A 14771-nucleotide genomic window follows, 5' to 3' on the forward strand; every position below is an offset into this window, starting at 1 on the left:
TGCGAACCATCCAAAATGATAGGGGAGTTGGCCTGAACCGCCCGCACGAGTGATGCGTCATCAATCTGTGAGGACAGCTGCGGGGAAATCCCTGCGAAGCGGCTGTCGTGGGGGAAGACTGATGACACGCTCCCCGCGGGTGCGGGGATGACCCAGGGGGACGGCCATGAATCACGCATCGAGCCGTAGCACGCAGACCACACCGCAGCGAAAGAACGCATCCATGTGCCAGCACCAGCCAGCCTGCCCGTCAGCCGAATCCGCCGACCGGGAGGCTGCTCGCCCGGTGGCCAACCACCCGGAGCAGGGCTGGAGCCTGCTGTGCAATGGCGTCCTGCTCTTCGAGGACACCGGTGAACTGCTGCCGGACGGCCAGATCATCGCCCCGCACCGCCCGCTCGCGGCGGCCTAGGCGCTGAGGACGGCCCGGCACGGAAGCCACGACGAAGGGGCCGGTCCGGGAGATTCTCCCGGACCGGCCCCTTGCTCATGTCACTTCACCGCTCGGTGTCAGTGGTCGTACTCGTCCAGCGGCGGGCAGGAGCAGACCAGGTTGCGGTCGCCGAAGGCGCCGTCGATGCGGCGGACCGGCGGCCAGTACTTCTCGGCGGCCGTGACGCCGCCCGGGAAGACGGCCTCGTCACGGGTGTACGGGTGGTTCCACTCGCCGCCCAGCGCCGCCGCGGTGTGCGGGGAGTTGGCCAGCGGGTTGTCGTCCGCCGGCCACTCACCGGCCGCGACCCGCTCGATCTCGCCGCGGATGGCGATCATCGCGTCGCAGAAGCGGTCGATCTCGGCGAGGTCCTCGGACTCCGTCGGCTCGATCATCAGCGTGCCGGCGACCGGGAAGGACATCGTCGGGGCGTGGAAGCCGTAGTCGATCAGACGCTTGGCGATGTCGTCCACGCTCACGCCCGTGGACTTCGACAGCGGCCGCAGGTCGATGATGCACTCGTGCGCGACCAGGTTGCCCGGGCCGGTGTAGAGCACCGGGTAGTGCGGCTCCAGGCGCTTGGCGATGTAGTTGGCACCGAGCACCGCCACCTGGGTGGCGCGCTTGAGGCCCTCGCCGCCCATCAGGCGCACGTACGACCACGAGATCGGCAGGATGCCGGCCGAACCCCACGGGGCGGCCGAGATCGGGCCGACGCCCGTCTCCGGGCCGGCGGTCGGCTGGAGCGGGTGGTTCGGCAGGTACGGGGCCAGGTGCGCCCGGACACCGACCGGGCCGACGCCCGGACCGCCGCCGCCGTGCGGGATGCAGAAGGTCTTGTGCAGGTTCAGGTGCGAGACGTCGCCCCCGAAGTGACCCGGCTTGGCGAGGCCCACCAGAGCGTTCAGGTTGGCGCCGTCGACGTAGACCTGGCCGCCGGCCTCGTGCACCTGGGCGCAGATGTCGGCGACGTGCTCCTCGAACACACCGTGCGTGGAGGGGTACGTGATCATCAGCACGGCGAGCTCGTCGCGGTACTGCTCGATCTTGGCGCGCAGGTCGGCCGCGTCCACCTCGCCGTCGTCGGCGGTCTTGACGACGACGACCTTCATGCCGGCCATCACGGCGCTGGCGGCGTTGGTGCCGTGCGCGGAGGACGGGATGAGGCAGATGGTGCGCTGCTCGTCGCCGTTCGCGCGGTGGTAGGCGCGGACGGCCAGCAGGCCGGCGAGCTCACCCTGGGAGCCGGCGTTGGGCTGGATGGACACCTTGTCGTAGCCGGTGACCTCGCAGAGACGTTCCTCCAGCTCGGTGATGAGCGTGAGGTAGCCCTCGGCCTGCTCCACCGGGGCGAAGGGGTGCAGCTGGCCGAATTCGGGCCAGGTGACCGACTCCATCTCGGTGGTCGCGTTGAGCTTCATGGTGCAGGAGCCCAGCGGGATCATGCCGCGGTCCAGCGCGTAGTCCTTGTCCGAGAGCTTGCGCAGGTAACGCAGCATCGCGGTCTCGGAGCGGTGCTGGTGGAAGACCGGGTGCGTCAGGTAGTCGTCCGAGCGCAGCAGGCCCTCGGGCAGCGTGTCGTCCGTGGTCGCGTCGAGCGCCTCGATGTCGGCGGTGACGCCGAAGGCGGCCCAGACGGCCTCGACGTCGGCGCGCAGGGTGGTCTCGTCACAGGCGAGGGAGACGTGGTCGGCGTCGACCGGGTGCAGGTTGATGCCACCCTCGCGGGCGGCGGCGACGACCTCGGCCGCACGGCCCGGAACACGGGCGGTGACCGTGTCGAAGTACGAGCCGTGCACGATCTCGACCCCGCCGGCCGTCAGGCCCGCGGCGATCAGGGCCGCGTAGCGGTGGGTCCGGCGGGCGATCGTCCGCAGGCCGTCCGGGCCGTGGTAGACGGCGTACATGGCGGCCATGACGGCGAGGAGCACCTGCGCGGTACAGATGTTGCTGGTGGCCTTCTCGCGGCGGATGTGCTGCTCGCGGGTCTGCAGCGCCAGGCGGTACGCCTTGTTGCCGTCCGCGTCCACCGAGACGCCGACGAGGCGGCCGGGCAGCGAACGGGCGTGCTTGTCCTGGACGGCCATGTAGCCGGCGTGCGGTCCGCCGAAGCCCATCGGGACGCCGAAGCGCTGGGTGGTGCCGACGGCGATGTCCGCGCCCAGCGCGCCCGGGGAGGTCAGCAGGGTCAGCGCGAGCAGGTCGGCGGCGACGGCGACGATGGCGCCGAGCTCGTGCGCCTGGTCGATGACCGGCTTGATGTCGCGGACGGCACCGGAGGCGCCCGGGTACTGGATCAGCACGCCGTAGACACCGCGCTCGGCGACCTCGGCCGGGATGCCCTCGGACAGGTCGGCGACGACGACCTCGATGCCGATCGGCTCGGCGCGGGTCTCGATCACGGCGATGGTCTGCGGCAGCGCGTCGGCGTCCACGAGGAAGACGTTGCCCTTGGCCTTGCCCACGCGGCGGGCCAGCGTCATGGCCTCGGCGGCCGCGGTGCCCTCGTCGAGCAGCGAGGCGCCCGACGTCGGCAGCCCGGTGAGCTCGGCGACGACGGTCTGGAAGTTCAGGAGGGCCTCGAGGCGGCCCTGCGAGATCTCCGGCTGGTACGGCGTGTATGCCGTGTACCAGGCCGGGTTCTCCATGACGTTGCGGAGGATCACCGGGGGCGTGAAGGTCCCGTAGTAGCCGAGACCGATCATCGAGGAGAGGACCTGGTTGCGGTCGGCGAGCGAGCGCAGCTCGGCGAGCACCTCGGCCTCGGTCCGCGCCTCGGGCAGGTCGAGCGCCTCGGCGGTCTTGATCACATCCGGTACCGCGGCGGCGGTCAGTTCGTCCAGGGAGCCGTAGCCCACATGGGCGAGCATCTTCGCCTGCGCCTCGGCATCCGGGCCGATGTGGCGCTGTTCGAAGGGGATGCCTCGCTCCAGCTGGGAGAGCGGAATGCGGTTGGCGGTCATGTACGGAGGCCTCCTGGTCGTATGACCTGCGAGGGGCACCACGGCGCGGGCACCCGGACGGCCTCCCCCTCTGTCATCTGCACCTGAGAGTTTCACCGGAGTCGCGGGGGTCGCTCCCCCAGCCATCGCTGGGATGCGGCCCCGGAGAGCTCCGGCTTTCACCGTCGGTGAGGAGTGGGACCGGCACTGCACGCCCGGTACCCGCCCCTGCTTTCCAGAGTGGCCTCGTCCGTGCGGTACGTATGCCTGAGAGATTCCGGGGAGGATTTGCTCCTTCGGCGCCTCCGTCTTGCTCACTCGGAGGACTCTCCCGCACAGGGTCGACAGCCATCACCCAGCCTACCAGCGAGGATCCGGGGCCTCCCCGAGTGGCCTCCGCTGCCGTTATGCACTTCTGTAGTCATTACGGAGGAGTTGCGACCATTTGGAGGGACCGTGCAGACCGACATCGATCCGCGCAGCCTGATCGGCCGCAAGGCGTTCGACCGCAATGGCACCAAGATCGGCACCGTGGACGAGGTCTACCTCGACGATGCCACGGGCGTCCCGGAATGGGCGGCCGTCCGTACGGGCCTGTTCAGCCGGGACGCCTTCGTCCCGCTGGAGCCGAGCGAGATGGTGGGCGACACCTTGCGGGTGCCCTTCGAGCGCTCCCTCATCAGGGACGCCCCGGACTTCGGCGTCGGCCGCCACCTCTCCCCCGAACAGGAGCTGCAGCTCTACCACCACTACGGCCTGGACACGACCCTGCCGACGGACTTCCAGCGGGACTTCGGCCGCCTGGCGGGCGACGAGGGCTGAGTCGGGAGCCGGGGGCTGAGACGAGGGCTGCGCGGGCCCGGCGGCGTGGGCCGGCGGCCGTGAGGCGGAGCCCGGACCGGGGCGCGCGACGCCCCGCCGCCGGGCTTCCCGATCAGGCCGGGCCGGCCGCTCCCGGCTCCCCGTCCCCCACCAGCGGCAGCGGATCGGAAGGCTCCAGCTCGGGGTCCTCCACCCGGAAGGTCCGCACCCGGCCGGGCTCCGATCCGGGCTGCTCGAACCGTACGGTCACCCGCCCGACCCCGCTGCCCTGCACCCACCCGGGCCCGTACACCGTGTGCCGTACGTCGCTCCCGGCCGGCCAGCGCCGCTCGGGAGCCGGCTCGGGCTCCCCGGGCGGTTCGGCGGCTGCCGGGGCTCCGGAAGCCTCGGAAGCCCCCACAGGCGCGGCAGCGGCTCCGGTCCCGTCGGCGACGGCCGTCCCGGCCTCCTCGCCCGTCCCGCCCGCGCCGCCCGCTCCATCCGCCCCGTCCGGCTCAGTGGCGAGCGACTGCGCGAAAAGGTCCTCCTGCGTGTAGTCCGCGAGGCCCGTCACCCCCACCCCCAGCAGTCGCACCCCTCCCGTGGTGTCCACGCCCTCCAGCAGCCGCGCCGCGGCCTCCCGCACCACAGCGGGGTCGTCCGTGGGCCCGCGCAGCGTCTCGGACCGCGTCAGCGTCGAGAAGTCGTACCGCCGCACCTTCAGCACGATCGTCCGCCCCGAGTGCCCCGAGCCCCGCAGCCGCTGCACACACCGGTCGGCGAGCCGCTGCACCTCGGTCCGGATGCGTACCCGGTCGTGCAGGTCCACGTCGAAGGTGTCCTCGACCGACACCGACTTCGCGTCCCGCTCCGCGACCACCGGCCGGTCGTCCAGCCCCAGCGCCATCCGGTACAGGCCCACGCCGTGCGCACGCCCGAGCATCCGGACCAGCTCGTCCTCCCCGGCCTCCGCGAGGTCCCCCACCGTGGTGATCCCGGCGCGGCGCAGGTGCTCCCCCGTGGCCGGCCCCACCCCGGGCAGCGTCCGTACGGACATCGGGGCGAGCAGCTCGCGCTCGGTTCCCGGCTCGATCAGCAGCAGCCCCGCCGGCTTGGCCTCCTCGGACGCCACCTTGGCCAGCATCTTGGACCCCGCCAGCCCCACCGACCCGCTGAGCCCCGTGGCGGCCCTGATGTCGGCCCGCAGCCGCTCCCCCGTCGACCGGGCGGTCCGCGAGTCGAAGGCCACCCCGCCCGCCTCCAGGTCCACGAATGCCTCGTCCAGGCTGAGCGGCTCCACCAGCGGCGACAGCTCCCGCAGCAGGGCCATCACCACGTCACTGACCTGCCGGTAGAGGCTGAAGCGCGGGATCAGGTAGGCGCCGTTCGGGCAGAGCCGCCGCGCCTGCGCCGTCGGCATCGCGGAGTGCACCCCGAACCGCCTGGCCTCGTACGACGCCGTGGCGACGACCCCGCGCGGCCCCAGCCCGCCGACGATGACGGCCTTGCCCCGCAGACTGGGCTTCGACGCCTGCTCCACGGAGGCGTAGAAGGCATCCATGTCCAGATGCAGAATGGTCGGCGCGGCTCTCACAGCCCCGATGCTGCCCTACGGCACTGACATTGCTCCGGCCCGGATCAGACGGCGCGGTTGCGGCGGGCGGCCAGCTCGTCCGTCGGGTTGTGCCCGACGAGGGTCTCGCCGGTGTCCACCCGCTCCCCGTGCAGCTGCGAGAGCGCGCTCTCGACATCGCGCCACACCACGCCCACGGCGATGCCGAAGACGCCCTGCCCGCCCTGGAGCAGGCTCACGACCTGGTCCGGCGAGGTGCACTCGTACACGGTGGCGCCGTCGCTCATCAGCGTCAGCCGCTCGAGGTCCGAGAACCCGCGGTCACGCAGGTGCTGCACCGCCGTACGGATGTTCTGCAGCGCCACCCCGGTGTCCAGGAAGCGCTTGACGATCTTGAGGACCACGACGTCGCGGAAGCTGTAGAGCCGCTGGGTGCCCGAACCGTAGGCGGGGCGCACACTCGGCTCCACCAGCCCGGTCCGCGCCCAGTAGTCCAGCTGCCGGTACGTGATGCCGGCCGCGGCACACGCCGTCGGCCCGCGGTATCCGATCTGCTCGGGCGCCGGGTCGCCGCTCACCGGTCCGACCGGCGTCGACTCCGGCTGACGGCGCGCGGAACCCACCGCTCCACCGTGCAGCGGGTACGGCCCAGCGTCACTCCGTACGGGGGTGCCCCCGGTCGTACCGTCGCCCGTGATCCTCACGCCGACCCTCCGTCCTTGACCTGCCACCTTGAAGGTAGGCAGTCACCAGGGGTGCGTCAACGATCGCCACACTCGGCACGCCGAGTGATAATCACCCTGAGAGTGGTTTCCCGTATCCCGTTATGGGGAAAGGCTAATCGAATGGGCTGAAAGTTCGCCGCGGATCGCGCGGGCGACGCGGCCCACGCCTCACTGCGGGCCGGTGCCGAAGTCCTCGGGCGAGATCTGGTCGAGGAACTCGCGGAACTTCTCCACCTCGTCCTCCTGCTCGTCCGGAATGGCGATTCCGGCGTCGTCCAGCACGCCGTCACTGCCGTAGATCGGCGTCCCCGTCCGCAGGGCCAGCGCTATGGCGTCGGAAGGCCGCGCGCTCACCTCGACCCCGCTGGCGAAGACGAGCTCCGCGTAGAAGACGCCCTCCCGCAGATCCGTGATCCGGACCTCGGTGAGCTCCTCGCCGATCGCCTCCAGCACGTCCTTGAACAGGTCGTGCGTCAGCGGTCGGGCAGGGGCCATCCCCTGCTGCGCGAAGGCAATGGCGGTCGCCTCCCCTGGACCGATCCAGATGGGGAGGTATCGATCGCCTCCCACTTCACGCAGGAGCACGATCGGTTGGTTGGAGGGCATTTCCACCCGGACACCCACAACGTCGAGCTCGTTCACACAGCAACCCTAGGACCTGCCCGGCAGGTTTGGGTAGTCGGGGCTCCACTCCGACCAGCGCGGTCACCTCGGCCGAACTCCCAGAGCGGTCTGCACGAGGGCCTCGTGGAGCCGTACGGACAGCCCCGCCAGCTCCTTCAACGTGGCCTCTGCATGCGCTCTGGTCTGCGGGTTGCGGTGCCGGCGCAGCGGTGCCACGACCTGCTCCACCAGGCCCGCCTCCCGGTCGGCCGCTGCCTTCATCGCGCGCAGGTGCCGCGGCTCCAGCCCGAAGCGCCCCAGATCGGCCACGAGCCGGGCCACCGTGACCGCCTCGGCGTCGAAACCACCGCCCGGCGCCTCGGCCAGCAGCCCGTACGACTCCCACTCGACCAGCTGGACCTCGTCCACCTCGGCGGCGGCGATCAGCTCCGCCCGGCCCACGCGGGCCGCGGTGGGCCGCTCCCGCCCGACCTCGCCGTACACGGCCACCGGGCTGGTGGGATCGTCGGAATCCCCGTGCGCGGTGGGCGCCGGGATGCGGATCTGCTCACCGCGGGCGAGCGCGTCGAGCTGCTCGCGGATGACCTTCAGCGGCAGGTAGTGGTCGCGCTGCAGACGCAGGATGCGCGCGAGGCGCTCCACGTCCTCGGTGCTGAACTTGCGGTATCCCGAAGGGGTGCGCCGGGGCTCGACGAGCCCCTCCGCCTCCAGAAAACGGATCTTCGAGATGGTGACTTCGGGGAACTCGTCACGCAGCGTGGTGAGCACCGTGCCGATGCTCACCAGCCGCCCGGCCGAGCCGGTGGCGCCGTTTCCGGCACCCCCTGTCGGGTTGCGCAGCATGGGACCTTCCCTGGGAAGCCCCCGGACGGGGTCCGGGGGTGGGGGTCCCCCCGGACGGAGTCCGGAAGGGGTCAGATGCCCCGCAGGCTCGCGTAGAAGACCAGCCGGTACTTGCCGATCTGCACCTCGTCGCCGTTGTGCAGGGCGACGGAGTCGATCGGTTCCCGGTTCACGTACGTGCCGTTGAGGCTGCCCACGTCGGAGACGGTGAAGCCGCCGTCCGGGCCCCGGCGGAAGTCGACATGGCGCCGGGAGACGGTGACGTCGTCCAGGAAGATGTCGCTCTGCGGGTGCCGGCCGGCCGTGGTCAGCTCGCCGTCCAGCAGGAAGCGGCTACCGGAGTTGGGACCGCGCCGCACGATGAGCAGGGCGGAACCGGGGGGCAGCGCTTCCACCGCGGCCTGGGCCTCGGGGGACAGCGAGGACGACACGTGCGTTTGTCCCGACACCTCGGCCTCGTAGGCCTCCAGGCCCGAGATCGAGATGGTGGACGTGGTCTCCGAGGCACGCTCCGGCGTCAGACCCGGCCGCAGCGGCGCCCCGCAGTTGGAGCAGAACCGGCTGGCCGCATCGCTGCGGTGTCCGCACCTGCTGCAAATCTGCTCGGCCGACATGGACGGCTCCTCGCGCCGCGGCTGCCCCGCGGAGGCATTGGTGGCGTACGGGTCGGGGGCGAACCCTCCACCCGCAGTTGAGGTTGATGGTTCACCGAAACCTATGCCTCCGGTACCGGCAGGGTCAACGGACGACGCGCCGTGTGCGCCCGAAACATCACCCGGGCCGGCAACCTCGTCGCGGAAGAGCGGCCGGTCGCCCTGCCCTTCCACGTCGCCGTGCCCCGCACGGTGCCGTGCCGCACCGCTGTCCTCGCGGTTCTTCTTGCCGAACAACTTCTCAAACAACTTCACGGGCGATTCCCCTTGACCGAAACAGACCCGCCCGTGGGGCAGGACGAACTCCGAATGCAGACACCTGCCGACCCGGACATTCTCACAACGTCCGTAACCACCAGACAGTTTCCACCACGCACCGCGACTTCAGTGCGCCGACCCCCCGCAGGCATCCGCCCGCGTGAGCCGCTCCACCCTCCACTCCCGTTCCTCACGATGACGACCGAGCGTAGTCAGGCTGCTTCGCAGCCCGCAAGGCATCCACAACGATCTTCGCCGACCGTGTGACGGCAACGGTCGCCTGCTCCTTCTCCAGCGTCTGGACGACACCACCGGGGATGTTGAGCGCGGGCTCCAGATCCTGGGGCTTGCCGATCACCCTGAACTCGTAGGGTTGCGTGATCTTCTTACCGTCGATGGCGATTGCGCCGTTCTCGTCGGAGAAGTACGAGCCGGCCACGATGCGCACGCCGTTGATCTGGATCGCCTCGGCCCCTGCCGCCCGCAGCTCCTGAAGGGTGTCCAGCAGCTGGTCGGACTGCACCTGCCCCGTGGGATCGGTGATCTTCAGCGTGATGCCCGGTCCCTGCGCTGCCACCGTACCGGCCAGGATCCCGAGTTGACGCTCCTTCTCCACGGTCTGCTTGCGGGCCTCCTCGGCCTGGTTGGAGCTGCTCTCCAGCTCCTTGCGCTGATCCTCCAGCGCCTGCTTCTCCTCTTCCAGGCGCTTGGTCCGCCCGTCGAGCTCGTCCAGGATCCGTACGAGGTCCTCCTGGCGCGCCCCGCGCAGCGCGCTGGAGTCGCTGTTCGACCGGACTTGGATGGCCAGCCCCAGCCCCAGGACGAACAGCAGCAGCGCGACGATCAGTTGGGCCCGGCTCACCCGCGGCGGCCACAGCCCGGCCGCGAGCCGCTGCCGGCCGGTCTCCTCGGTCTGAGCGGCGGCCTGCGCGGGCTCCTGCTCGGGCTCCTGCTCAGGCTGCTGCTCAGGCTGCTGCGCGGGCTGCGCAGGCACGTCCTTCGGCGGCTGCCCTGCAGGCTCCGGCCCCGACTCCTCGGGACTGTCGTTCGTACTCATCGGCCTCACGCCCGGAACACGTGCCGGCGGATGGCCGCGGCGTTGGAGAAGATGCGGATGCCGAAGACCACGACCACGCCCGTGGACAGCTGCGAGCCGACGCCGAGCTTGTCACCGAGGAAGACGATCAGCGCCGCCACGACCACGTTCGACAGGAACGACACCACGAAGACCTTGTCGACGAAGATCCCGTCCAGCATCGCGCGCAGACCGCCGAACACCGCGTCCAGCGCCGCCACCACGGCGATCGGCAGATAAGGCTCCACCACGGCCGGTACTTCGGGCCGGACCAGAAGTCCGACCACCACTCCGGCCAAGAGGCCCAGTACCGCGATCACGATGCACCCTTCTGCTGCTCTACCGGTGTAGCTGTACGTACGGTCAGGCTCGACGCGGCCGGCAGCCGCACCTCGTCCGCGGCGGACAGGGTGTAGCGGATCCCGTAGCTCTCCTGCAGCACGTGCAGGTACTGGCCGTCCGCGGAGTCCTGGAAGGTCGTGCCGAGCCGCTTCTTGTCCCCCACCGCCAGCACCTCGTACGGCGGCACCAGCGGCCTGTTGTCGACCAGTATCGCGTCACCCGCGGCCCTGATCGCCGACAGTTCCGTGAGTCGCTGCCCGTTGATGGAGACGGCTTCCGCCCCGGACTGCCACAGCCCGTTGACGATCTTCTGCATGTCGCGGTCGCGGAGCCGGCCCGTGTCCGAGAAGCCGGCGCTCTCACGCGGCTTGCCACCGCCTCCGGAAGAGGCGCCCTTCGCATCGTCCACGACCAGCTTGATCCCGGGCCCGCGGACCTCCGTGGCACCGGCCAGCAGCGCCACGAGCTCGCCCTGGCCCCCGCCTGGCTGCTTCAGCGCCGCACGCTGGCGGGCCGCGACATTCGTCCTCAGGCTGTCGATCTGCCGCTCCAGGCCGTCCGCGCGCTCGTCGGCCCGCTCCACCCGGTCGATCAGCTCGTGACGCTCCTTGGCCAGCACGGGAGCGGCTATCCGCGCCTCGGCCGCACCGAGCGTGACGACCATGGCGGTGATCACGAGCCCGGCGGCGAGCCCCAGTTTGGCCTTGAGGGGGCGGGGCAGGCCCGCCGTTCCGTCCGCCTGGCGCCGGGCCGTGGTCTCCGCGTAGCCCTCGTCGAGACTGTGGTCCATCACGTGCGTCAGCAGCGACATGGAAGCGTCCGGGCGCGGGGGCGCAGAAGACGCCGGAGTCCGGTTGTGGGGCGGCTGCGACATGCCGCACATCGTCGCATGTCGGCGCCGTACACACCCAATGCGTCCGTCCGGCGGACCGGAGCGGGACTCCCGCACCCGGCCCACCGGACTCTGTCCTACGCGGTCACGCGACGACCGGCGCTCAGTGCCCGGCCCCGTCCACCACGGCCGCCCACTCGTCGAGCAGGGCCTGCGCGGTGGCGTCGTCGGGACCTTCGGCCCACAGGTGGGTGACCGCCTCCGCCGGGTCCGGCAGGACCAGCGCCCACCGGCCGTCGGCCTCGACCACCCGTACCCCGTCGGTGGTGTCCACCTGCCGGTCGCCGGCGGCCTCCACGACCCGCCGCATGACGAGCCCCTTCACCGCCCACGGCGTCGGAACGTCGCGCTTGAGCACGTGGGCCCGCGGAATCCGGGCGTCGATCTGGCTCAGCGTGAGCTGGGTGCGCGCCACCAGACCGAGCAGCTGCACGAAGGCCGCCGAACCGTCGAAGACGCTGCTGAACTCCGGAACGATGAAGCCGCCCCGGCCGTCCCCGCCGAAGATGGTGTTCTCCGCCCGCCCGACCCGGGTCAGGTCGTCGGGCGACGTCGTCGTCCACTCCACCTGTGTGCCGTGGTACGCCGCCACCTGCTCGGCGACCCGTGTCGTGGTCACCGGCAGCGCGACCTTGCCGCTGCGCTTCTCCGCGGCCACCAGGTCGAGCATCACCAGCAGCGCGCGGTCGTCCTCGATGATCCGTCCGCGCTCGTCCACGAGGGAGATCCGCTCGCCCACCGGGTCGAAACGCACCCCGAAGGCCGCCCGCGCCGAGGCGACGATCTCCCCGAGCCGCACCAGCCCGGCCCGCCGGGACTCGCTGGTCTCGGTCGGCCTGGACTCGTCGAGCCCGGGATTGATCGTCAGGGCGTCCACACCGAGCCGCCCGAGGAGGCTCGGCAGTACGAGCCCGGCGCTGCCGTTGGAGGCGTCCACGACCACCTTGAGCCCGGCATCGCCGATCCCGGTGGTGTCCACCCGCCGCAGCAGCGAGCCCGTGTAGGCGTCGAAGACGCTGCCCGGGAACTGCAGGTCGCCGATCTCGCCGGGGAAGGCACGCCGGTACTCCTGGCGTGCGTACACCCGGTCCAGCTTGCGCTGCTGCTGGAGCGAGAGGTCCGCTCCGCGCTCGTCCAGGAACATGATGTCCACGGAGTCCGGCACACCCGGCGAGGTCCGGAGCACGATCCCGCCGGCGGTGCCTCGCGCGGTCTGCTGCCGCGCGACCGGCAGCGGTACGTTCTCCAGGTCCCGTACGTTGATCGCGCTGGCCTGCAGCGCCGAGATCACGGCCCGCTTGAGCGCTCTCGCGCCTCGGGAGTGGTCACGGGCCGTGGTGACCGTCGCCCCCTTCTTCAGGGTGGTCGCATAGGCGCCGGCGAGCCGGACCACCAGCTCGGGGGTGATCTCGACGTTCAGGATCCCGGAGACTCCCCGGGCACCGAACAGATGGGCCTGCCCGCGGGACTCCCAGATGACGGACGTGTTGACGAAGGCGCCGGCCTCGATCGTCTTGAAGGGATAGACCCGCACGTTCCCCTGAACGATCGATTCCTCACCGACGAGGCACTCGTCACCGATGACGGCCCCGTCCTCGATCCGCGCGGAACGCATAATGTCGGTGTTCTTGCCGATGACACAGCCGCGGAGATTGCTGTGGGGCCCGATGTAGACGTTGTCGTGGATGACGGCCCTGTGCAGGAAGGCCCCGCTCTTGACGACGACGTTCGATCCGATGACGGTGTGCTCGCGGATCTCCACGCCGGCCTCGATCTTGGCGTAGTCACCGATGTACAGCGGCCCGCGCAGCACCGCGTCCGGACTCACCTCGGCGCCTTCGGCGATCCACACCCCGGGCGAGATCTCGAAGCCGTCCATCTCGATGTCGACCTTGCCCTCGAGCACGTCGGCCTGCGCCTTGACGTAGCTCTCGTGGGTGCCCACGTCCTCCCAGTAGCCCTCGGCCACGTAGCCGTAGATGGGCCGGCCTTCCTTCATCAGCTGCGGGAAGACATCGCCGGACCAGTCGACGGAGACATCCGGATCCACGTAATTGAAGACCTCGGGCTCCATGACGTAGATGCCGGTGTTGACGGTGTCGGAGAACACCTGGCCCCAGGTCGGCTTCTCGAGGAAGCGCTCGACCTTGCCCTCCTCGTCCACGATCGTGATGCCGAATTCCAGCGGGTTCGGCACCCGGGTCAGGCACACCGTGACGAGTGCGCCCTTCTCCTTGTGGAAGCGGATCAGATCGGTGAGGTCGAAGTCGGTGAGCGCATCGCCGGAAATGACGACGAAGGCGTCATCCTTCAAGGCCTCCTCGGCATTCTTCACACTGCCGGCAGTGCCGAGTGGCTTCTCCTCGTTGGCATAGGTGAGCTCCATTCCGAGCTCTTCGCCATCCCCGAAGTAGTTCTTGACGAGCGACGCCAGGAACTGCACGGTGACCACGGTCTCGCTGAGCCCATGGCGCTTGAGCAGCCTGAGCACGTGCTCCATGATCGGCCGGTTGGCCACCGGCAGGAGCGGCTTGGGCATGCTTGAGGTCATGGGACGAAGACGCGTACCTTCGCCACCGGCCATCACGACGGCCTTCATGTCGGAAGAATCCTCCTTGAGAGATGACAGTCGTGCCGACTCTCACCCGTCTCGGTCGGTGACTCCGCGACTCTTCCGCGTCATCCGGCGCCGGTCGGGCTCAATCGGCCGTGGCGTCAGCCTTCACGAGACGGCGGACTTGAACCACGTAAAGGATTCCTGCCCACCAATAGAGGGTTGTACCCCATCCCGCGAACGCCCATCCGAAAACTGACCCCAACCAGGCCAACCAACCCGTGCCATCACTGAGCAGCAGCAAGGGAAACGCGTACATCAGGTTGAAGGTCGCCGCCTTGCCGAGGAAGTTGACCTGCGGCGGCGGATAGCCGTGACGGCGCAGGATCCACACCATGACCAGCAACATCAGCTCACGCAAGAGCAGTGCCCCGGTGAGCCACAGCGGCAGCAGCTCGCGATAGGTCAGACCGAAGAGCGTCGACAGGATGTAGAGGCGGTCCGCAGCCGGATCCAGCAGCCGGCCGAGCTTGCTGATCTGATTCCAGCGCCGCGCGAGCTTCCCGTCGAGGTAGTCGCTGATCCCGCTGAGCATGAGGACGGCCAGGGCCCATCCGTCGTACTCCGCAAGGATCAGCCACAGGAACAGGGGCACGCCGGCCAGGCGAGCCATGCTCAGGACGTTCGGAATGGTGAAAATTCGGTCAGTCTGAACCCGAGTCTCCTGGACCTCCACCCGGGGGCCTCCACTGTGACTGTAGAAAACGGTCGTTCGATGCCCCCTGACCCTACAGGAGACCGCACACGTGTCCTGAACGCAGAAAAGCCCCGCACCGAACCCGAGGGTTTGGTGCGGGGCTTCCCGCAATGATTGTTCGGCGGCGTCCTACTCTCCCACAGGGTCCCCCCTGCAGTACCATCGGCGCTGAAAGGCTTAGCTTCCGGGTTCGGAATGTAACCGGGCGTTTCCCTAACGCTATGACCACCGAAACACTATGAAATTTGAACGCTGGCATGGACACAGCTGTTCGTTATTTCAGAACTAACACAGTGGAC

13 protein-coding genes, 1 rRNA gene and 1 riboswitch are annotated in these 14771 nt (G+C 69.8%); of the genes, 2 read left to right on the forward strand and 12 right to left on the reverse strand.

Translation table 11 applies throughout. The features are described from left to right. Positions 1-223: 223 nt before the first annotated feature. A complete protein-coding gene (locus OG472_RS10600; RefSeq protein ID WP_030009772.1) occupies positions 224-412 on the forward strand; it encodes a DUF5999 family protein in 189 nt (62 codons plus the stop codon). 98 nt (positions 413-510) lie between these two features. Here OG472_RS10600 and gcvP read toward each other — a convergent pair whose 3' ends face one another. Further along, positions 511-3396, reverse strand: coding sequence for an aminomethyl-transferring glycine dehydrogenase (gcvP, locus tag OG472_RS10605; protein WP_401612720.1), 2886 nt, complete (start codon positions 3394-3396; stop codon positions 511-513). A 224-nt stretch (positions 3397-3620) separates the two neighbouring features. Further along, a riboswitch (glycine riboswitch) is annotated at positions 3621-3719 on the reverse strand. 112 nt (positions 3720-3831) lie between these two features. On the opposite strand from gcvP, the gene OG472_RS10610 reads away from it, so the two are divergent. After that, positions 3832-4197, forward strand: a complete 366-nt coding sequence (locus OG472_RS10610) for a PRC-barrel domain-containing protein (RefSeq protein ID WP_401612717.1) — start codon at positions 3832-3834, stop codon at positions 4195-4197. A gap of 112 nt (positions 4198-4309) precedes the next feature. On the opposite strand, the gene OG472_RS10615 is transcribed toward OG472_RS10610, so the two are convergent. The 11 genes from OG472_RS10615 to rrf form a co-directional block, all read right to left on the reverse strand. After that, positions 4310-5770, reverse strand: a complete 1461-nt coding sequence (locus OG472_RS10615) for a DNA polymerase IV (protein WP_405941347.1) — start codon at positions 5768-5770, stop codon at positions 4310-4312. A gap of 44 nt (positions 5771-5814) precedes the next feature. Continuing rightward, positions 5815-6453 (reverse strand): MerR family transcriptional regulator, encoded by a 639-nt coding sequence (locus OG472_RS10620; protein WP_405941348.1) that lies wholly within the window; start codon positions 6451-6453, stop codon positions 5815-5817. Positions 6454-6642: 189 nt separating this feature from the next. After that, positions 6643-7116: a bifunctional nuclease family protein gene (locus OG472_RS10625; RefSeq protein WP_030009777.1), complete on the reverse strand. Its 474-nt coding sequence runs from the start codon at positions 7114-7116 to the stop codon at positions 6643-6645. Positions 7117-7179: 63 nt separating this feature from the next. Beyond that, a complete protein-coding gene (locus OG472_RS10630; RefSeq protein ID WP_401612710.1) occupies positions 7180-7941 on the reverse strand; it encodes a MerR family transcriptional regulator in 762 nt (253 codons plus the stop codon). Positions 7942-8012: 71 nt separating this feature from the next. Beyond that, positions 8013-8957: an FHA domain-containing protein gene (locus OG472_RS10635; protein ID WP_319732228.1), complete on the reverse strand. Its 945-nt coding sequence runs from the start codon at positions 8955-8957 to the stop codon at positions 8013-8015. Between the two features lie 85 nt (positions 8958-9042). Beyond that, complete coding sequence (locus tag OG472_RS10640; protein WP_401612707.1) at positions 9043-9909, reverse strand: DUF881 domain-containing protein; 867 nt, start codon at positions 9907-9909, stop codon at positions 9043-9045. A 5-nt stretch (positions 9910-9914) separates the two neighbouring features. Next, complete coding sequence (locus tag OG472_RS10645) at positions 9915-10247, reverse strand: small basic family protein (RefSeq protein ID WP_030722407.1); 333 nt, start codon at positions 10245-10247, stop codon at positions 9915-9917. Next, positions 10244-11152, reverse strand: a complete 909-nt coding sequence (locus OG472_RS10650; protein WP_401612704.1) for a DUF881 domain-containing protein — start codon at positions 11150-11152, stop codon at positions 10244-10246. Before OG472_RS10650 ends, OG472_RS10645 begins: the two co-directional genes overlap by 4 nt. A 112-nt stretch (positions 11153-11264) precedes the next feature. Next, positions 11265-13760 carry a sugar phosphate nucleotidyltransferase gene (locus OG472_RS10655; RefSeq protein ID WP_401612701.1) on the reverse strand — a complete coding sequence of 832 codons (2496 nt, stop codon included), beginning with the start codon at positions 13758-13760 and terminating at the stop codon, positions 11265-11267. A 100-nt stretch (positions 13761-13860) separates the two neighbouring features. Then, positions 13861-14451 carry a CDP-alcohol phosphatidyltransferase family protein gene (locus OG472_RS10660; protein ID WP_383574018.1) on the reverse strand — a complete coding sequence of 197 codons (591 nt, stop codon included), beginning with the start codon at positions 14449-14451 and terminating at the stop codon, positions 13861-13863. A 137-nt stretch (positions 14452-14588) separates the two neighbouring features. Beyond that, a 5S ribosomal RNA gene (gene rrf / locus OG472_RS10665) occupies positions 14589-14705 on the reverse strand. Positions 14706-14771: the final 66 nt, after the last annotated feature.

This window comes from Streptomyces sp. NBC_00207 (assembly GCF_045160965.1).
GTDB lineage: Bacteria > Actinomycetota > Actinomycetes > Streptomycetales > Streptomycetaceae > Streptomyces.

Coding starts and splice junctions, on each gene's coding strand:
- OG472_RS10655 (WP_401612701.1), bottom strand. CDS start 13,760: ATGAAGGCCGTCGTGATGGCCGGTGGCGAAGGTACGCGTCTTCGTCCC.
- OG472_RS10630 (WP_401612710.1), bottom strand. CDS start 7,941: ATGCTGCGCAACCCGACAGGGGGTGCCGGAAACGGCGCCACCGGCTCG.
- gcvP (WP_401612720.1), bottom strand. CDS start 3,396: ATGACCGCCAACCGCATTCCGCTCTCCCAGCTGGAGCGAGGCATCCCC.
- OG472_RS10640 (WP_401612707.1), bottom strand. CDS start 9,909: ATGAGTACGAACGACAGTCCCGAGGAGTCGGGGCCGGAGCCTGCAGGG.
- OG472_RS10650 (WP_401612704.1), bottom strand. CDS start 11,152: ATGTGCGGCATGTCGCAGCCGCCCCACAACCGGACTCCGGCGTCTTCT.
- OG472_RS10600 (WP_030009772.1), top strand. CDS start 224: ATGTGCCAGCACCAGCCAGCCTGCCCGTCAGCCGAATCCGCCGACCGG.